Source organism: Kistimonas scapharcae, assembly GCF_039540975.1.
Taxonomy (GTDB): domain Bacteria; phylum Pseudomonadota; class Gammaproteobacteria; order Pseudomonadales; family Endozoicomonadaceae; genus Kistimonas; species Kistimonas scapharcae.
Genome location: NZ_BAABFL010000135.1, coordinates 42,006 through 59,642, shown reverse-complemented (window position 1 = coordinate 59,642; position 17,637 = coordinate 42,006). Strand labels below are relative to the sequence as shown.

18 protein-coding genes are annotated in these 17,637 nt (G+C 54.2%); 10 read left to right on the top strand and 8 right to left on the bottom strand.

Features of this window, described 5'->3' with window-relative positions:
- The first annotated feature begins 47 nt into the window (after positions 1–47).
- From flgE to ABD892_RS09800, 10 genes are all read left to right on the top strand, one after another.
- Positions 48–1,274, top strand: coding sequence for a flagellar hook protein FlgE (flgE, locus tag ABD892_RS09845; RefSeq protein ID WP_345195432.1), 1,227 nt, complete (start codon positions 48–50; stop codon positions 1,272–1,274).
- 33 nt (positions 1,275–1,307) lie between these two features.
- A complete protein-coding gene (locus ABD892_RS09840) occupies positions 1,308–2,048 on the top strand; it encodes a flagellar basal body rod protein FlgF (protein ID WP_345195431.1) in 741 nt (246 codons plus the stop codon).
- Between the two features lie 27 nt (positions 2,049–2,075).
- Positions 2,076–2,864, top strand: coding sequence for a flagellar basal-body rod protein FlgG (gene flgG / locus ABD892_RS09835; RefSeq protein ID WP_345195430.1), 789 nt, complete (start codon positions 2,076–2,078; stop codon positions 2,862–2,864).
- A gap of 2 nt (positions 2,865–2,866) precedes the next feature.
- A complete protein-coding gene (locus ABD892_RS09830; protein ID WP_345195429.1) occupies positions 2,867–3,583 on the top strand; it encodes a flagellar basal body L-ring protein FlgH in 717 nt (238 codons plus the stop codon).
- A 14-nt stretch (positions 3,584–3,597) separates the two neighbouring features.
- Positions 3,598–4,710 carry a flagellar basal body P-ring protein FlgI gene (locus tag ABD892_RS09825; protein WP_345195428.1) on the top strand — a complete coding sequence of 371 codons (1,113 nt, stop codon included), beginning with the start codon at positions 3,598–3,600 and terminating at the stop codon, positions 4,708–4,710.
- A 50-nt stretch (positions 4,711–4,760) separates the two neighbouring features.
- A complete protein-coding gene (locus tag ABD892_RS09820; protein WP_345195427.1) occupies positions 4,761–5,057 on the top strand; it encodes a rod-binding protein in 297 nt (98 codons plus the stop codon).
- Between the two features lie 26 nt (positions 5,058–5,083).
- Positions 5,084–7,045 carry a flagellar hook-associated protein FlgK gene (flgK, locus tag ABD892_RS09815; protein ID WP_345195426.1) on the top strand — a complete coding sequence of 654 codons (1,962 nt, stop codon included), beginning with the start codon at positions 5,084–5,086 and terminating at the stop codon, positions 7,043–7,045.
- 15 nt (positions 7,046–7,060) lie between these two features.
- Positions 7,061–8,227 (top strand): flagellar hook-associated protein FlgL, encoded by a 1,167-nt coding sequence (gene flgL, locus ABD892_RS09810; protein ID WP_345195425.1) that lies wholly within the window; start codon positions 7,061–7,063, stop codon positions 8,225–8,227.
- A 131-nt stretch (positions 8,228–8,358) separates the two neighbouring features.
- Positions 8,359–8,658, top strand: a complete 300-nt coding sequence (gene flgM / locus ABD892_RS09805) for a flagellar biosynthesis anti-sigma factor FlgM (RefSeq protein WP_345195424.1) — start codon at positions 8,359–8,361, stop codon at positions 8,656–8,658.
- Positions 8,655–9,140 carry a flagella synthesis protein FlgN gene (locus ABD892_RS09800; RefSeq protein ID WP_345195422.1) on the top strand — a complete coding sequence of 162 codons (486 nt, stop codon included), beginning with the start codon at positions 8,655–8,657 and terminating at the stop codon, positions 9,138–9,140. The genes flgM and ABD892_RS09800 overlap by 4 nt, the downstream gene beginning before the upstream one ends.
- Here ABD892_RS09800 and ABD892_RS09795 read toward each other — a convergent pair whose 3' ends face one another.
- The 8 genes from ABD892_RS09795 to ABD892_RS09760 form a co-directional block, all read right to left on the bottom strand.
- Entirely contained in the window at positions 9,141–9,581 is a 441-nt protein-coding gene (locus ABD892_RS09795) for a flagellar export protein FliJ (protein WP_345195421.1), read from the bottom strand.
- Positions 9,578–10,957 (bottom strand): flagellar protein export ATPase FliI, encoded by a 1,380-nt coding sequence (gene fliI, locus ABD892_RS09790; protein WP_345195420.1) that lies wholly within the window; start codon positions 10,955–10,957, stop codon positions 9,578–9,580. Before fliI ends, ABD892_RS09795 begins: the two co-directional genes overlap by 4 nt.
- Positions 10,954–11,823 (bottom strand): FliH/SctL family protein, encoded by an 870-nt coding sequence (locus ABD892_RS09785; protein ID WP_345195419.1) that lies wholly within the window; start codon positions 11,821–11,823, stop codon positions 10,954–10,956. The genes fliI and ABD892_RS09785 overlap by 4 nt, the downstream gene beginning before the upstream one ends.
- A 26-nt stretch (positions 11,824–11,849) precedes the next feature.
- The gene (gene fliG, locus ABD892_RS09780) at positions 11,850–12,866 is read right to left on the bottom strand and encodes a flagellar motor switch protein FliG (RefSeq protein WP_345195417.1); all 1,017 of its coding nucleotides are present in this window, start codon (positions 12,864–12,866) and stop codon (positions 11,850–11,852) included.
- On the bottom strand, positions 12,866–14,488 hold the full coding sequence (gene fliF / locus ABD892_RS09775) for a flagellar basal-body MS-ring/collar protein FliF (RefSeq protein ID WP_345195416.1): 1,623 nt from the start codon (positions 14,486–14,488) through the stop codon (positions 12,866–12,868). The genes fliG and fliF overlap by 1 nt, the downstream gene beginning before the upstream one ends.
- A gap of 23 nt (positions 14,489–14,511) precedes the next feature.
- A complete protein-coding gene (fliE, locus tag ABD892_RS09770; protein ID WP_345195415.1) occupies positions 14,512–14,841 on the bottom strand; it encodes a flagellar hook-basal body complex protein FliE in 330 nt (109 codons plus the stop codon).
- A 4-nt stretch (positions 14,842–14,845) separates the two neighbouring features.
- The gene (locus tag ABD892_RS09765) at positions 14,846–16,204 is read right to left on the bottom strand and encodes a sigma-54 interaction domain-containing protein (RefSeq protein ID WP_345195414.1); all 1,359 of its coding nucleotides are present in this window, start codon (positions 16,202–16,204) and stop codon (positions 14,846–14,848) included.
- A gap of 283 nt (positions 16,205–16,487) precedes the next feature.
- Positions 16,488–17,489, bottom strand: coding sequence for an OmpA family protein (locus ABD892_RS09760; protein ID WP_345195412.1), 1,002 nt, complete (start codon positions 17,487–17,489; stop codon positions 16,488–16,490).
- Positions 17,490–17,637: the final 148 nt, after the last annotated feature.

Here is a 17,637-nt window from a genome sequence, read left to right as displayed (position 1 = left end):
TGCAGTTGCAGTAATTATCGGTAACGTCAGTACAGAGGAGGTACGCCATGTCATTCGGCATTGGTTTGAGCGGTATGAAGGCCGCAAAGCGGGATCTGGAAGTGGTCAGTAATAACATTGCCAACTCCAATACCGTGGGGTTCAAGTCATCACGGGCAGAATTCGCTGATGTGTATGCCTCAACATTGGATGGCAGTAATGCCAGGGTTGTCGCGGGCGCAGGGGTCAAAGTGGCGTCCGTTACCCAGAGTTTCCAACAGGGTAACTTCAGTTATACCAACGGTGTGCTTGATATGGCGATCACGGGCAACGGCTTTTTTGTTGTCAATGATAATGGTTCATACCTTTATAGCCGGGCCGGTTATTTTGACCTGGATCGGGAAAACTATGTGGTGAATAACCTGGGGCATCGTTTGCAGGGGTTTGCCTCCGATGCTGCAGGTAACATCCTGTCAGGGAGTATTACCGATCTTCAAGTTGATTCATCGGATATGTCAGCCCAGGCGACATCGGAACTGATTGGCTTGATCAACCTGGATTCCCGTAGCGCTATTCCTAGTGTGGCGACGTTCAATTCGTCTGATCCGAACAGCTATAACACCACAATGGCTTTCAACGTGTATGACAGTTTGGGTAACCCGCACACGCTGGGCCTTTATTTTGCCAAAGACCAGACCATTGCCAACCAGTGGAGTATTCATTACCAGTTGGATGGAGTGGATGTCGGTACAGCTGATCCCCTGAACTTTGACACTAGCGGTCAGGTGGCCACGGGTAGTGGCACATACACGCAGACGATTCCTGCGGCCACACTGGGCAATGGTGCCGATGCCCTTAACCTCAGCATTGACCTGACCGATATGACCCAGCTGGGGATCGCTTCATCGGTGAATGGTGCCATTCAGAACGGCTTTCCACCGGGTAAGTTATCCGGCATTCAGGTCAGTGAGACCGGTCAGCTTCAGGCTCTTTACTCCAATGGTCAGACGTTGAATCAGGGACAGATCATCCTGGCAGGCTTTACCAATGAGCAAGGACTGCAACCGGTTGGGGACAGCCTGTGGCGGGCTGGTTATGAATCAGGCGATCCAGCTTATGGCTTGGCAGGTACCGGTACGCTGGGATCCCTTGAAGCTGGAGCACTCGAACTCTCCAATGTTGATCTATCGATAGAGTTGGTACGACTTATTGAAGCGCAGCGAAATTACCAGGCCAATGCCAAAACCATTGAGACATCCAACAGCCTGACCCAGACACTGATGAATATCATCTGATGATAGCGCTGGGGGAGGGAGGATTAGGAGGATATGGATAAGTCCCTTTTTATCGCAGTATCCGGTGTGAACCGTGTTATGCGGGCACAGCAGGTGCACGCCAATAACCTGGCTAACCTGAATACTCGCGGGTTCCGCAAGGATTTTGTGCATTCCATGGCCGTACCGCTGCAGGGAGATGGCCATCCAAGCCGGGCCATGACCAAGGCAACGGGTACCAGCAGTGCCATGGGGGTAGGGCCCGCTATCCATACTGGTCGTAACCTGGATATAGCGATCTCTGGTGAAGGCTGGATCTCGGTGATCGACGATAATGGCGAGGAAGCGTATACCCGTGCGGGACATTTGCGGCTCGATGACGAGGGGCAATTGGTAACGGGCACTGGTCGTCCTGTCGCCAGTCTTGGGGGGGCGATTGAAATACCGCAATACCGCCATATCGAAATAGGTGGGGATGGCACCATCAATATTGTGCCGGTAGGCGGCATTACCGTACAGCCGGTTGCTGTGGGGCAGATTAAGTTGGTGAACCCGGATCCCCGGGAGATCATCAAGGGGCCGGATGGCCTGTTTCGGCGCATTGATGGTGAGGAAGCCGATCAGGACGCAGGGGTGCAGGTCAAGCCCGGACACCTGGAAGCCAGTAATGTGAATGCTGTTGAAGAAATGGTTCAGTTCATGAACCTGGCGCGACAGTTTGAGTTTCAGTTCAAGGTGATGAAAACCGCGGAGACACTGGCCGCCAGTGGCGACAAGTTGATACGCACAGAATAACAGGAAGTACAGAGGGGTACAGGGACGATGAACCCGGCTTTATGGATCAGTAAGACTGGCCTGGCGGCGCAGGATCGCCATATGGCGACGATTTCCAATAATCTTGCCAACGTCAATACCGTGGGCTTCAAGCGTGACCGGGTCAGCTTTGAAGACCTTTTCTACCATATCGAAAAGCAGCCGGGTGCACTGGCGGATCAGCAGAATATCCTGCCTTCCGGGATGCAGGTAGGAACGGGTGTCCGGGTGACGGGTACCCAGAAAATTTTCACAACGGGTAACTATCAAACGACAGAACAGGCGCTGGATATGGCCGTTGTCGGTGATGGTTTTTTTCAGGTCGCCATGCCGGACGGCACCCCGGCCTACACCCGTAACGGCCAGTTCCACAGGAATGCTGAGGGCACGATTGTGACGGCCAATGGTTTGCCGATAGAACCCGGTATTCAAATTCCCAGCGATGCAGTTTCCATTACCGTCAGTGAAGACGGCAGTGTGATTGCTGCGTTACCTGGTGTTGTCGAGCCAGTGGACCTTGGCCAAATCCCTCTCATTACGTTTGTAAACCCGGCGGGACTGCAGGCTAAAGGCGGCAACCTGTTCGTTGAGACGGCAGCCAGTGGGGCGCCAGTGGAAAACCTTGCGGGTGCTAATGGTGTCGGGAAGATCAAGCAGTTCACACTGGAGATGTCCAATGTCAGTGCGGTGGAAGAACTGGTCAACATGATCTCGGTACAACGTGCCTATGAGATGAATTCCAAGGTGATCTCTGCGGCGGATCAGATGATGCAATTTGCGAATCAGGCGTTGGGATAATCATGACATTTAATATTCTAATTCTGACGTTTATAGGTTTGCTGTTAACGGCGGCAGGGTGTTCGACTGCTCCCCAGCAGGAAATACTGCGTGATATACCGGTTGCAGAGGAGGCGGTTGTTCAGATGTCTGTCAAGCCGACCGTTATTAACGCAGCGGAACATCATGGCAGCCTTTTTCGGAAAGCCTACTCCATGCAGCTTTTTTCGGATCGGAGGGCGTATCGAACCGGCGATATCCTTACCGTAAAACTGGAAGACGGAACCCGAATTACTAAAGATTCCAATACGACACTGGATAAACGTGGCACGATTGCTATATCTGACCCCATCGTTTTTGGTAAGACTGGTGCTGATATTCTCGGTGGTGCAAACTCATTGGCATTCAATGTTGCACCTAACCGGAACTTTACAGGCAATACGGCACTGTCTCGGGGGTATAGCATTCAAAGCGGTTATGTCACGGTTCAGGTGACCGAAGTGATGCGCAATGGAGCGCTGCGGGTCAAAGGTGAAAAATGGCTCAAGCTCAATAATGAAGCTGAGTTTGTCCGTTTGAGTGGCTTGGTCAGGCCTGAGGATATTGATACCAATAATGAAGTTTCCTCCAGGCGGTTGGCAGAAGCCAAAATTACGTATTCCGGTGTTGGATATCAGGAAAATGTTCATGAACCGGGCTGGCTACTGAAACTGGTTAACAGTCCGTTTTTCCCGTTTTAAGCGAAGGAGTCGCTATGGGCAAGGATGCCTGCAAACGACAGATTGCGTTTTTCATGAGTGTGCTGCTGTTTTTAATGGCAGCACCAGCTCGTGCAGAACGCCTGCTGGATCTGGTAGATATCCAGGGAGTGCGAAACAACCCGCTGATTGGTTATGGCCTGATTGTTGGTCTGAATGGCTCCGGCGATAAATCAACAGAGTTTACCGACCAGTCATTGAAAAACCTGTTGCGGGAATTTGGTGTGACCCAGGCAGGAACAGACCTTAAGTCGAAAAATGTTGCTGCTGTTTCCGTCCATGCGACGCTGACGCCTTTTGTACGACCAGGTCAACGTATTGATATCAGCGTTTCCTCTTTAGGGGATGCCAAAAGCCTCAGTGGTGGCACGTTATTGATGACACCACTGAAAGGCATTGATGGAGAGATCTATGCTGTGGCCCAGGGGGATCTGGTTGTTGGTGGTGCTGGTGCCAGTGGAGCCAGTGGTTCCAGTGTCACTATCAATACGCTGACTGTCGGCCGTATCCCAAACGGTGCGATTGTTGAGCGCAGTGTACCGAGCAGCTTTTCGTCTAACCGGGAAATTGTGCTGAACCTGCGTGATCCGGCCTTCAGCACGGCCCGTCGTATTGTGCAGGCGGTGAATAACAAGTTTGGCCCCGATGTGGCCCGTGCCCGGGACAGTGCCTCCATTGTGATTGCGGCACCACCCGACAGCAGTCAGCGGGTGACGTTTATGTCGGTACTCGAAAACCTTGATATTGAGGCTGCCGTCCCGCCTGCGCGTGTCATTTTTAATTCGCGTACCGGAACCGTGGTGATCGGGCAAAACGTCAAGGTGCTACCGGCAGCCGTCAGCCATGGCAGCCTGATTGTCACGATCAACGAAGATACGAAGGTCCGCCAGCCGGTGGCGGAATCGCTTGGGCTGACGGTGGCTACCGCTGAAAGCGAAGTGACCGTTGAGCAGCAGCGCGGTGCGGTGTTTATGTTGCCGGAAGCCGCTTCATTGCAGGATATTATTTCTGCCATTAACAGTGTGGGCGCTTCCCCGACGGACCTTATGTCCATTTTGCAGGCCCTTAAGCAGGCCGGCGCACTCAGAGCGGAGCTGATCGTCATATGATGCCAGGGATGAACATTGATTACTCAGGAATGGTGTCGGGTGCCGATTTCTTGACACATCAGAATAAACCCAAAGGCCTCGAGCAGGCGGCGAAGGCGTTTGAATCGCTGTTCATCAATATGATGCTCAAGAGTGCACGTGCGGCCAATGAAACCCTGGGTGGGGATGACCTGATGGGGGGCTCGGAGATGTCGCTGTATTACTCAATGATGGACAGCCGGATAGCGACCGAAATGAGCAATACCGGTGCATTTGGTCTGGCGGAGATCATGATGCGCCAGTTTGGTTATGAGCAGGACCCTAATGCCGATAAACCCAAAGGCACCTTGCTGGATCAGACCATATGACCCGGGTGTGGTAAAGGAGTATACCGATGAGCAGTTTGCTGGAAATTGGTAAAAGCGGGATACTGGCCTCCCAGAGAATGCTGGAGACCAGCAGCCATAACGTCACCAATGTCAATACGCCGGGGTTCAATCGCCAGGATGTGCAACTCTATAATGCCCCCGGCGCTTTCACGGGACATGGTGTTAAGGCCGGTGAAGTGCGCCGCATCCAGAGTGAATTCCTGACCGCACAGATTCGTGAAAACCTCACCCTTTACAACCATAAGTCTACTGCCGCAGGTTACATGTCTTCTCTGGACAGTTACCTGGGTAATGAAAGCTCGGTATTAACCACCGGGTTGGAGCAGTTTTTTTCGGCGGTCAATGCGGCAACTGTCGATCCGCTTTCCTCGGTTGCGCGTCAAAATATCATCAGTGAAGCCACTTCTTTGTCGCAGCAGTTCCATGCGGTCTATGAACAGCTGGAAGGGCAGGCCAGGCTGCTGGATAACCAGATGGAAGCGGCGGTTGAACAGGTTAACAGCCTGGTTGTCAGCATTGCCGGTTACAACGACCGTATCCGGGAAGCCCAGAACGGCGTCAGTCAACCCAATGACCTGCTGGACTTGCGTGAACATGCGCTGGAAGAACTGTCCGGACTGGTTGGCATTACCGTGCTTGAGCAAGGTAATGGGATGGTGGGAGTGTATTTGAATTCTGGTCATCCGCTGGTGCTTGAAGCGCAGCATAACAGTTTGGAGGTCATCGATGATCCGCTGGATCCCAATGTCACTGGTCTGGGACTCAATAACTCGTTCACTGTGGTGCCATTGACGGGCAACGTGAGTGGCACCGTTGGTGGCCTGCAGGAGTTTCAGACAGGTGTTCTCAGTACTGCGCTGAATGAGATCGGCCGGGTTGCCATGGTGTTCTCTGACCAGGTCAACAGTATTCTTTCGACAGGCTTTGATCTGGGGGACCGGCAGGGCTGGCCTTCCAGCCAGATGATGGCCGATATCAACTGGCAGCCGGCACCGGATCGAGTGGTGCCGGCGGATGGCAATACGGGGGCGGCAGAATTTAGTGTAAATGTCACCAGCCAGACCAGTATTGTGCCAGGTGGCGAATATGTGATGACGATATCGGGGGGGAACTACGACATTGTGCGCAGCATTGACAGTGTCAGTGTGGCCAGCGGTACAGTCGCTTCACTCGCTGCGACGAATCCTGCGTTTGATGGTTTGGAAGTGCAGTTGTTCACTGATCCGGCCAATATCCAGAACGGCGATGTTTACACCGTGGAATTCCCGCTGAGTGGTATACCTGCAGCTGAACGCATTCGGGTGGCAACGAGCCAGCCCATCAGTGATGCCTTTATGCTGCTGTCCGTTCAGGATGCCCAGCAGCTGACGGCGAGTGATTATGAGCTGCGGATTTTGGATAACGGCGGTACCACGGAGTATCGCGTGACCCGTAAGTCTGATGGTCAACAGGTTGGCTCCGGCACGGTACCGGCGACAGCACCGCCAGGTGCCCTGCTTGCTGACTTTGACGGACTTCAGCTCACCATCAATGGTGGGACGCTGAACGCCGGTGAAATCTACCTGTTGCAACCTACCCGTCAGGGCGGGGATGACATCGCGGTCGTGAATGACAACCCGACCCAGCTGGCGCTGGCTGGTATCGCTTCAGCACCCGGCGACAATACCGTTGCCAGAACGCTGGCGGAGTTACAGGCCAGCGCCGTGATAGGCGGCGAATACAGCCTTTCTGAGGGCTATACACAACTGGTAGGACGTATTGCCGTCATGACTTTCCAGACCGAGACCGCCAAGGAAACCACGAATTCCATGCTGATGAAGGCGCAGGAAGAGCGCAACAATTACAGCGGTGTGAACCTGGATGAAGAGGCCATGACCCTGATTCGGGCAGAGCAGGCCTATGCGGCCAGTGCTCAGGTTGTGGCTTCCGCACAACGGGTCTTCGACACCCTGATCGGATTGCTGTAACAAGGAGGTATTGCCATGCGTGTGAGCACGGTGCAGTTTAATAACATGATGGTTGCTTCCATGCAGCAGCAGGGGAGCGAACTGGCCAACACCTATGATGCCATTACATCAGGCAAGCGGCTTCAGCAGCCATCCGACGATGCGTTGGCCGCTGTACAGATTTTGCATCTGAACAAGGAAGTAGCCTTCCTTGAGCAATATACCGATAACATCGCTGCGCTGGAAAACGAGTTGCGCCAGGAAGAGACGCTCCTGACCAACATGGTCAATGTGCTTCAGGGAATCCGGGAAACCATCGTGTTGACGGGGAATGTGGCGGTGGGACCCCAGGGGCTTGAGTCGATTTCGGGGGTTATTGGGGAGCAGATGGATGAGTTGCTCAGCCTGGTCAATTATCGTCGTTCAGACGGACAGTACTTTTTTTCGGGGACGACATCACAGACCCTGCCCGTGGTGGAAACCGCGACACCGGGTGTTTACGACTATGTGGGTTCAGAAGGCCAGCGCCAGGTAGCGATCAGCGGCAGTACCGAAGTGGCGGCGAATGACCCAGCCTCAGCCCTGTTTTTTAACAGTGGTGTGCAGGCCGTGACAGCCGTGGGAACCGCCGCACTGGAAGGTGTCACGGTGCTTGATCTTGATACCTTCAGCCTTTACGCCAGTATTTCCGTGGAAAATGTAGCCGGCACCTGGACCACAACAGCGACTCCCAAGGATGGAGGCCCTGCGGTCTTGTTGCCGACAACGGTGACTGGTGACGAACTGTCTATTACCGGCTTGATTTCTGCCAACATAGAGGGTGCAACCGCTGTGGGTGATCGCTTTACGCTCACGGCCGTGGATACCTTTACCGCCCTGTCTGCCTTTGCCTCGGAGATCTCTGACGGCAGGACGTTTGTTCCGGGGGACTCACTGGGTGACATGCTCAAGACGATTGATAACACCATTGAAAAGGTGGGACAGGTACAGACCCGTATCGGTGGGCGCCTCAATACCATGTCTTCGGTAGGTAACAGCCACGAGGATGTCATCCTGATGAACAAGACACTGCGTTCCGGCCTGGAAGACCTGGATTATGCCGAGGCCATATCCCGGCTCAATCTGCAGCAGACGGCCCTGACCGCAGCCCAGCAGACATTTGTCAAAATTCAGAGTATGTCTCTGTTTGATTACATGCGCTAAATAGCGCTGAGGGCTCCTGTAGGGCTGTCAGAAAAGTCACGTAATTTTGCCGGTTTTGACCTTCGCAGATTCAAGATTTACAGAAAATTACCGATTGTTTGATTCAGAACGATCGGAAAAAAGAGTCTGCCATGTCCAGAATCAGTGGAGTGAATAAGCCGAGTTCTGGCGCTCGGCTATCGGGGATGACGGCTACCCGGCAGGTGCCAGCCCCTTCGGCCATTACCGGCACAGATCGATTGGAATTGAGTGACCAGGCTCGTTTGTTGGGCATTCTGGAAGATGAGGTAGAGCAACTGCCGGTGATTGATATGGCAAAAGTAGAGTCTCTGCGGGAAGCCATCCAGTCCGGAAAAATGCCCATCGACAGGGAGTTACTGGCCAAAAAAATCCAGCAATTTGAGAGTTTCCTTCAGGATATCGACTCATGACCACTACCGCTTCCGACTCAACGCTCACAGCCCTGCGTCAAACCAATCGCCTTCTGACCCGGATGGAGCAATTACTGGAGCAGCAATACCAGTACCTGCTGGCTCGTGACATGGCCTCCCTGGAGCAGGAAAGCAGTCGGCTGTCGGGGTTGATTGAAGAGCTGGAAACAGATGCATCACAGAGAAACCAGCTCCTGACATCCCAAGGGTTGACCACCGATATGGCGGGAATGAATCAGTGGATTACCGGATTGCCTGCAGAGGTTCAGGATGACGCACGTGAGCTTTGGACAACCATCAGAAAGCAGATGGTACGCTGCCGTGAGATGAACCTGATGAATGGCCGCTTACAGGGACGACTACGTTCAGCCACGGCCAGGCTGGTGGAATTGTTTTGGGGAAATTCAGTGGCTCAGCCTGGCTACAATCAGGGTGGTCAGCTGGAGCGCGCCAGCCGTCCGAGGAATATCGACCGGGCCTGATCAGGCATCCTGACGCTGATCAATGTATTGCCGGATAGCATGATCATCCAGCATTTTCTGTTCACTCTTGATAAGCTTCATGCGGCTTTTCTGCTGTATTTTTTCCAGTAATTTTTCCATTGCCTTGAGCTTTCGATGCTCGCCTGCGGCCTGCAGGCTTAGCTGGTTGTATTCCTCCTGGCCTCGGTCTACCCGCTGGTGCTGTAAGTCCGCCACCTGCTGGAGCAGGTTTCGAAAGCGGATCAGGTTGATCACGGACATGGGCGTCACCTGGGTATCGGTGCCAGTCCGGTAGTCATTTATGGCCTGCTGCAGGTAGTTCAGCTGGTCACGCTGCTGATTCAGGCTCTGCTCTGACTGAAGGGCTTTTTTCATCGCTTCCCGGTAGCGCTGCTGCTGAATTTCCAGACATTTCTCCAGGAGCTGGACTGATGTGCTCATGCGACCTCCGTATCGTTACCAGGGGTTGGCGCGGGCGTAGTGCCGCCCTGCCACAGTGAATAGAGTTGCTGGATACAGCTGGCATGATCAATCCGTTCATACATGCCCTGCCTGAGATAGCCCTGCATCAGCGGGTAAAGCTGAATGGCGCGATCCAGCTCCGGATCGGCCCCACGCTGGTAGGCGCCGATGGCCATCATGTCCCGGAACTGGTGATAGCGGGAGTAATAGTGGCGGAAGACTTGAGCCGCTTTCTGTTGTGTCTCGTCGGCGATTTGCGGCATGGCCCTGCTGATGGAAGATTCAATATCAATGGCGGGATAGTGACCGCTGTCCGCCAGCTCACGGCTGAGGACGATATGTCCGTCCAGAATTGACCGGGCGGCATCAGCGACAGGATCCTGCAAATCATCCCCTTCGGACAGCACTGTATAAAAAGCGGTGATGGAACCGCTCCCTTCAATCCCGTTTCCGGCCCGCTCCACCAGTTTGGGAATCTGGCTGAAAACGGAAGGGGTATATCCCCTTGTAGCTGGCGGTTCCCCGACTGATAAGGCGATTTCCCGCTGGGCCTGGGCATAGCGGGTCAGGGAGTCCATCAGCAGCAGAACATCCTGTCCCTGGTCGCGATAGTATTCTGCCATCCGGTGACACAGTAAGGCGGCGCGAAGGCGCATAACCGGAGACTCGTCGGCGGGAGCGGCGATGACCACGGTACGTGCCAGTCCCTCAGGGCCAAGGGTATGTTCGATGAATTCCTTCACCTCACGCCCCCGTTCACCGATCATGCCGACGACGGTGATATCCGCCGTGGTATTGCGGGTCATCATGCTCAGCAGGACACTCTTGCCGACCCCGCTGCCGGCCATCAGTCCAAGTCGTTGCCCTTTACCCACGCACAGCAGGCCATTGATGGCCCTGACGCCGACATCCAGTGGGTCTGTAATGGGTTTACGATGCAGCGGGTTGATCGGTGGACTGCTCAGGGGAATGGTGTCGTCAGGGCGAATGCTGCCCTGGCTATCCAGGGGTTCTGCCAGGCCATTGATGACGCGGCCGAGGAAACGGTTGCCGACCGGAATCGCCATATCGTGGCCGAGGGGTAATACCCGGTCCCCGGGTTGCAGGCCACTGGCATTGCCCAGCGACATCAGAAAATGGACAGAATCGTTGAAGCCCACGACTTCGGCTTCCAGGCAACGTTTCTCCCGTCGTGATTCAATCCGGCAACGGTCACCCACCGCCAGCTGGCAGCCGGAGGCTTCCAGAACCAGGCCGGTCATTTTGGTCAACCGTCCATAGATGCGGGCAACGGGCAGGGACTGGATCCGGTCTGCCAGTGTCAGGCCATGCCCCTCATCTCCGGATGGGGTCATGATAACCGCTCCTCGATTTCATCCGGCATGTAAAGGCGAACCATGTCGAGACAGTCCTGGATGCGTTGTTCAATGTTGGCTTCCGCTTCCAGTTCACCGTTTTCAATCCGGCAGTTACCGGGTTCAATCTCGGCGGCGGCAAAAATCTCCCACTGTTGACGGAGTTCCGGTTTGAACTGCAGCAGGCGTTCGGAATCCACGGGATTAAGATAAATCTGGAAGGTGCCATCGTTGCCTGGCAGACTTTGTAAGGTATTGCGGATGACCCGGTAAATTTGTTCCGGACGACTCTTTGGCTCACTACGGATGATCTGCCGGACAATCGTATCCACCAGTGTGGACAGCCATTCACTCATTTCATCCCGTCGATTCTCATAGAGGCTGCGAACATTTGTCAGGAGACCGTTCAGCTGCGCCACCAGGGCATTAATTTCCTGTTCACTACTCGCCAGCGCCTCTTTGTACGCTTGTTCGCGACCGCTGGTGATGCCTTCCTTCAGTCCCTGTTCAAAGCCTTCCTGACGGCCTTCCGCCAGCCCCTCTGTTCGACCTTCCTCTAGCCCTTGCTGGTGGCCCTGTTCATAGCCATCTTTACGCGCCAGCGCCATGCCCTGACGATATCCATCCGCAAAGCCCTGCGCGCTATTGGCCTGCATATAAGCGCTGTCCTGATCAATCAGGGCGTTGATGTCAGGGTAATCGGAATCTGCCGCCAGGGGCTCCTGGACAACCCTTGAAGGGGGGGCTTCCGCTTCGTCTGGCCGGATCGCCAGTGCGTCCTGCCGGGGGGGACGGCGGAAGGCCGGGAAGCTGACCCGCTGGCACTGTTCCCCTGATCCCCGAATAACACGACTTGACTGTTTCATGGCGCGATCCCTGCGTGTTTGGCGTGTTATTCAATCATCTCTTCATCTCTGAAGTTCAGCTCGATCTCGCCTTCATCAGCGAGTCGCCGGGCTGTATCCAGCATTTCCTTACGGGCGGCCTGCACCTGACTGGCCCGGACACTACCCAGGTTATCAATGTCATCCTGCAGGTATTTGGCGGAACTCTTGGCCATATTGTTGAATATCATGTCCATGAGTTCCTCTGGTGCCCCCTTCAGCGCCATAACCAGGACATCCTGAGGCACTTCGGCAATGATCCGGTTGATAGCTTCATCATTGACTTTCGCCAGGTTGTCAAAGACAAACATGTGGTTTTCAAGCTCTTCAGCCAGGCTCTCATCCATTTCCTTGAAATGAGACAGCAGGCTTTTGGTTTCATCCTCGCTGAGTCGGTTCATGATGTCGGCGACCTGGCGCATGCCACTGATGGTGGTGTTGTGGCCGGAGTTCAGCTCGACCATGTTGTCATCAAACATGGCATTGAGTTCCTGGATGATGGCCGGATGTAACTCTTCCAGTTTGGCGACCCGTGACAGCAGATCGTTATGGGTATGCATGGGTAACCGCTTGAGTACATCTGAGGCTTGCTTGGAGTCCAGGTTGGCCAGTAAGACGGCCTGCAGCTGTGGGTGCTCATGGGCGATCAGTTCGGCGATAGTGGACGCTCCCATCCACTTGATCATCTCCAGGCCGTTGCCGGTTTCCTCATGTCCAAAGATGGATTCGAGCATTTTCGTGGCGTCTTTTTCGCCCATGGCCAACTGGAGGCTTTTCTCGAGATATTGCTGGGTACCGCCGATGAAGCCGGCCTCATAACGGTATTCATGGAAAAACTGGCTCAGGATGGTTTGTACCTCATCCCGGCGCAGGGGGGGCATGGTGGCCATGGCCATGGTGATCTGACGAACTTCCTGTTTACTGAGGTGTTTGAACACATGGGCGGCACCTTTCTCACCCAGGCTCAGCAGGAGAACAGCAACATTTCGGGCTGTCTGGCTGATCTTGTTGTTATCTGTAGTCATTATGATTCCGTTGAACTCATCCACATTTTGACGACTTGGGCTACCCGTTCCGGTTCCTTGTGAGCCAGTTTCCGGGCGCTCACGAGCTGGGTTTCAAAATCCGCCACTTCCGGTGGCAGCAGGGAAAGGGATTCGTCGCTGAACAGCCCCAGGTCCGGATGGGCGGCCTTGAACGCAGCGGCGGCTTCGGCGGCTTCATCCACCGGCGCGGGTAGTGGTTCGGGTGGGCTGACAATACGCTGTACCAGTGGGCGCAGCAGGAACATGATGACGGCGAGGCTCAAAATGCCGCCAATCAGGTAGCGGAAGTAATAGAGGAGCTGGGGGGATTCCCACCAGGCTATCCCGTTATCGGCAATGGCGTCGTTGACGACAAAGTTGGCGGTATGAATGCTGATCTGGTCGTTTCGAGCCTCGGTGAAACCGATGGCATCACGCACCAGCTGCTGCAGGTTTTCCATCTGAACGCTGCCGCCTGCCATGGCGCTTTCATTCAGGACAACCGCAACACTTAAACGGTTGATGGTACCCTGCTGCCGGGTGACATGCTTGACGACACGATCGACCTCATAGTTACGGGTGAACTCTTTCTGGCCCACTTCCTTGGCTGCAGTTTGTTCATCACTGGTTTGAGCGGGTTCGTTGCTGAGCGCCCCAGGGGTCTTGGTGGCGTTACCGGTTTCATGTCGTTCGCTGGAGTGTTCACTCCGAATAGCCTGTGCTTGCGGGTCATATTCCTCGGACGTTTGCTCAATTCGATTCAGATCCACATCGGCAGACACCTCAACCCGGAAATTGCCATAGCCCACGATCGGTTCAAGCAGTGCACTTACGCGGTTCTCGTAGGTTTGTTCCAGCTTGTCGATGTAGTCCAGCTGGCGCTCGGCCAGGTCCAGACCATTGTTGCTCATGGCCAGCTCCCGCGAGAGGAGGGTGCCGTGCTGGTCAACAATGGAAATAGATTCACGTGACATGCCGGGCACGCTGCCGGCAATCAGGTTGACGATAGCTTCCACCTGGGTTTTGTCGAGCATCTGGCCGGGAAGCAGATCCACAAAGACCGAGGCTGACGGCTTTTCTGCCTTTCTGACAAAGGCGCTCTTACGAGGCAGTGCCAGATGGACCCGGGCATTCCTCACCTGCCGGAGGCTGATGATCGTGCGGGCAAGTTCGCCTTCCAGCCCCCGGCGATAGCGTACATTTTCCAGAAACTGGCTAGTCCCGAGAGGCTGTTCTTTATCGAGCACTTCCAATCCTTCGGGTTTTTCCGGCTTGATGCCGGCCGCAGCCAATTGCATCCGGGCTTCCGGCAGACGGGCCGCATCAACCAATATCTGCCCACTACCAGGGTGAACACGGTAAGCGATACCGGCCTGCTCCAGGGCATCCGTGACACCGCCGACATCGTAGATCTCCTGGCTACCATAGAGGGGCTGGTAGTCGGTGCTGTTTGACCAGATCACCAGGACGATGGCGAGCGCCAGCGACCCTGCCAGGCTGATCAGCATCAGTCCCTGGTATTTCGGGTTTTCCCGGATCATGGTGCTGACCCGGGTAAGTACCTGTTGCCAGCGGCTCTGGTACTCGTGTTTTACTGCTGGCGGTGTGTGCTCGTCTGCCATGGTGCCCTGCCTGCACTATTCGGTTAAATCTGCATCCGCATGACTTCTTCGTAGGCGGAAACGACCTTGTTACGTACCTGCATCAGTGCCTGGAAGGACAGGCTGGACTTCTGGGCGGCAATCATGGTGCCAACCAGATCGGTACTGGCACCGGTTTCGATGGCTCGCATCCGGTTACTGGTGTCCTGCTGCAAACTGTTGACGTGATCCAGCGCCTGTTTGAGCAGGGAACTGAATGACGGCTGATCATCCACGCGGCCAAACTGGCTCAGGTCGACGGGCGTGCGCTGGCCGATATTGATCGGTTGTCCAAGGTTGAGCATTGGTACGTCATCGCCGACAGGTTTGATCATTTCCTCATTCTCCCTGATATCGGTGTTCGTCTGATGTTTTTGACTGGGCGATCAGGGCTTCAATATCGATGCCCTGACGACGAATATCGGCCAGTTTGTTACGCAGTGTTCGGGTTGTAATGCCTAAGGTTTCGGCCGTACGGGTTCGGTGCCCCTTGTGTTGCAGCAAGGTGTCGATGATGTGTTCCTGCTCCAGGGTTCTATTTCGTTTGTGCAGTTTGTTGGAGCGGATTGGGCTGCTTGTGGTCGTGGTTGACTGAGTACCGTTTGCTGGCAACATCAGTGCTTCTGGTTGAATGGTATTACCGGTGGTGAGCACCAGTGCCCGCTGAACAACATTTTCCAGCTCTCTGGCATTACCGGGCCAGTCATGATTTAACAATGCCTGTTCCGCAGAAGGGCTGAATTGCAGGCAGCGTCCTGTCCGGGCCAGAAAGTGACGGGCCAGTGGCAGGATGTCTTCCCGGCGCTCCCGAAGGGGCATGCAATGGAGCGGGAAAACATTCAGGCGATAAAACAGGTCTTCACGGAATGTGCCTTCATTCACTTGCCGGGCCAGATCCTGATTCGTGGCGGCAATGATCCGGATATTGAGCCGAATACTTTGATGGCTGCCGATTCTCTCCACCTCGCGTTCTTGCAGGACCCTGAGTAGCTTGGCTTGTAGAGAACCTGCAATTTCCCCGATTTCATCCAGAAAGAGCGTGCCTTCATTGGCGAGCTCGAACTTGCCTGGGCGGCTGGTATAGGCGCCAGTGAAAGCGCCTTTCACGTAACCGAACAACTCCGCTTCGAGCAGGTTTTCGGGTATGGCGGCACAATTGATGGCAATAAAGGTCTGCGCCTTTCGGGGAGAGTGCTGATGGATGAAATGCGCCAGAACTTCTTTGCCGGTACCGCTGTTACCAGTGATAAGAACGGTAGTATCCGTGCTGGCCACTTGCCGTGCCATGGCTAACAGGGAACGACTGGCATCTGAGGCAGCGATGGGGCCTTCCGGGGTTTCTACAGGCTGTTGTTCCAGCAGGGTCGTCAGTCGCTTCAGGGTGATATTGCCGGCAATAAAATCGCTGGCGCCGGCATGGATAGCGGCAACGGCATCCTCAACACAGGCATCAGGAGAGGCAATCACAAGTGCAGGCATGGGATTCTGACGGCCAACCTGCTGGATGAATTCCAGCGTGGTGGCATCCGGCAGCTGATCGCTGGCTATGATAAGGTCAATTTTCTTCTGTTGGATCACTTGCATGGCTGACAGGCAGTCAACCACTTTTTCGAGGGTAAACGGCAGCGTTGTCAGCTGTTGGCTGACTGGCGAGTCAAAGCCTGTTTCTCCCACCATGAGAACGCTGTGTTTAGTCATTTCCGTATGCAACAGACAAGAATATGCTCAGTATTGATATTGGTTCTTACGGCTTTTCATATCCATGAAAACTTCAATAAAACAATGAGATATGAAATGTTTTTAATTATGAACAATTGAAATATAGAACATCCCCTGTTCAGATTTATCGGCGTAAATAGACAAATTCACGATGCCGGTCTGGTTGGTTATTGCTAAAAAACATTAAAGTTTTTTGGCAGGTTTATGAATCGAAGTGGTGAGGAATTCTTTGGTGTTTTTTTAAGAAAAAAGCGTCAAATATCTATTCTTCTTTTGGGGATGTGGCGGCTGGGGCCTCTTCCAATGTTTCTGAATCATCGACGTTTTGGGCGAGCGTGTTTTCTTCTTTTGCCATGGAGAGTGAGGGTGGCTCTTTGCTGGCATTTTCTACGGCCTCAGGTGCCTGTTTAGGCTTTTCATCGCGATAAAGGCGGATTTCAACCCGTCGGTTCTTGGCCCGGCCTTCAGCGGTGTTGTTGGAGCGAACCGGATAGCGATCCCCGTGGTAGCGGGTTGTGATCATGGATGCCGCAATCCCGCGCTTCAGCATCAGGCTACTGATGGCATTCGAGCGCTCCATGGACAGTGTTCTGTTGGCCAGCGAATCGCCAATCCCGTCGGTATGGCCGTCAATTTCAATGCGGTTGACGCGTGGGTCGGCCAGGATATAGGTAATCATGTCCTGCAGGAACGGGTGATGATCCTTTCGGTAACCCTGCTGGCCGGAGTCATAATAGACAATCGTGTGTTTGATCTGGTCAAAATTCACCGGTAGCAGGGTTTTCCGGCATTCACTGAAGGGTTCAATCACATCGGCAATGCCCACGGATGATAGCGTTATCCGATGTTTAAGCTGGGTATTCGCCAGGATATCCAGCTGTGCCCAAAGGCCATTGCTCATTTTGTCCAGTAATTCCGTGGCGCCCGGTTCATGACGATAGGCCTGATCCTGAACCGGATTGCTGGCATGCTCGACATTGGCGCCAAACGGATGCCAGGGCGCGGGGGCAGAAAACACTGTGATTGTGTCAGCCTGCTTTTTCAGTACGGGCGATTCAATCTGCAGCATCATGGGGAGACCGGCTTCGTCAATGAAGGTTGCGGAGCCGAAGCGCGGGATGGGCTGGGTCAGTTTACAGGCGAATATGGATGACTCCACCTGCCAGATGGTGTTATCCATCGGTGTCAAATAATTACCGGCTTTGGCGCCCATGGCCACCATACCGCTGATCATCGTCAGGAAAACTACGTTACTGCACTTCATATCCTTATGAATCCAGCGTACTGCTACTGCTTCTGTCTTTTAGTTTAGTGAAAAAGTCATGGCATAAATGGCATGGGCGGTAATAGTAGCGGTGTTAGCCCTTGGGCCTTGGAAAGGACAATAGCAGGATCGAGTTTGGATAAAAGCG

What these genes read in the sequence shown, in the direction of transcription:
- flgE (WP_345195432.1), top strand. Translation starts at nt 48, where the DNA reads ATGTCATTCGGCATTGGTTTGAGCGGTATGAAGGCCGCAAAGCGGGAT.
- ABD892_RS09840 (WP_345195431.1), top strand. Translation starts at nt 1,308, where the DNA reads ATGGATAAGTCCCTTTTTATCGCAGTATCCGGTGTGAACCGTGTTATG.
- flgG (WP_345195430.1), top strand. Translation starts at nt 2,076, where the DNA reads ATGAACCCGGCTTTATGGATCAGTAAGACTGGCCTGGCGGCGCAGGAT.
- ABD892_RS09830 (WP_345195429.1), top strand. Translation starts at nt 2,867, where the DNA reads ATGACATTTAATATTCTAATTCTGACGTTTATAGGTTTGCTGTTAACG.
- ABD892_RS09825 (WP_345195428.1), top strand. Translation starts at nt 3,598, where the DNA reads ATGGGCAAGGATGCCTGCAAACGACAGATTGCGTTTTTCATGAGTGTG.
- flgK (WP_345195426.1), top strand. Translation starts at nt 5,084, where the DNA reads ATGAGCAGTTTGCTGGAAATTGGTAAAAGCGGGATACTGGCCTCCCAG.
- flgL (WP_345195425.1), top strand. Translation starts at nt 7,061, where the DNA reads ATGCGTGTGAGCACGGTGCAGTTTAATAACATGATGGTTGCTTCCATG.
- flgM (WP_345195424.1), top strand. Translation starts at nt 8,359, where the DNA reads ATGTCCAGAATCAGTGGAGTGAATAAGCCGAGTTCTGGCGCTCGGCTA.
- ABD892_RS09800 (WP_345195422.1), top strand. Translation starts at nt 8,655, where the DNA reads ATGACCACTACCGCTTCCGACTCAACGCTCACAGCCCTGCGTCAAACC.
- ABD892_RS09795 (WP_345195421.1), bottom strand. Translation starts at nt 9,581, where the DNA reads ATGAGCACATCAGTCCAGCTCCTGGAGAAATGTCTGGAAATTCAGCAG.
- fliI (WP_345195420.1), bottom strand. Translation starts at nt 10,957, where the DNA reads ATGACCCCATCCGGAGATGAGGGGCATGGCCTGACACTGGCAGACCGG.
- ABD892_RS09785 (WP_345195419.1), bottom strand. Translation starts at nt 11,823, where the DNA reads ATGAAACAGTCAAGTCGTGTTATTCGGGGATCAGGGGAACAGTGCCAG.
- fliG (WP_345195417.1), bottom strand. Translation starts at nt 12,866, where the DNA reads ATGACTACAGATAACAACAAGATCAGCCAGACAGCCCGAAATGTTGCT.
- fliF (WP_345195416.1), bottom strand. Translation starts at nt 14,488, where the DNA reads ATGGCAGACGAGCACACACCGCCAGCAGTAAAACACGAGTACCAGAGC.
- fliE (WP_345195415.1), bottom strand. Translation starts at nt 14,841, where the DNA reads ATGATCAAACCTGTCGGCGATGACGTACCAATGCTCAACCTTGGACAA.
- ABD892_RS09765 (WP_345195414.1), bottom strand. Translation starts at nt 16,204, where the DNA reads ATGACTAAACACAGCGTTCTCATGGTGGGAGAAACAGGCTTTGACTCG.
- ABD892_RS09760 (WP_345195412.1), bottom strand. Translation starts at nt 17,489, where the DNA reads ATGAAGTGCAGTAACGTAGTTTTCCTGACGATGATCAGCGGTATGGTG.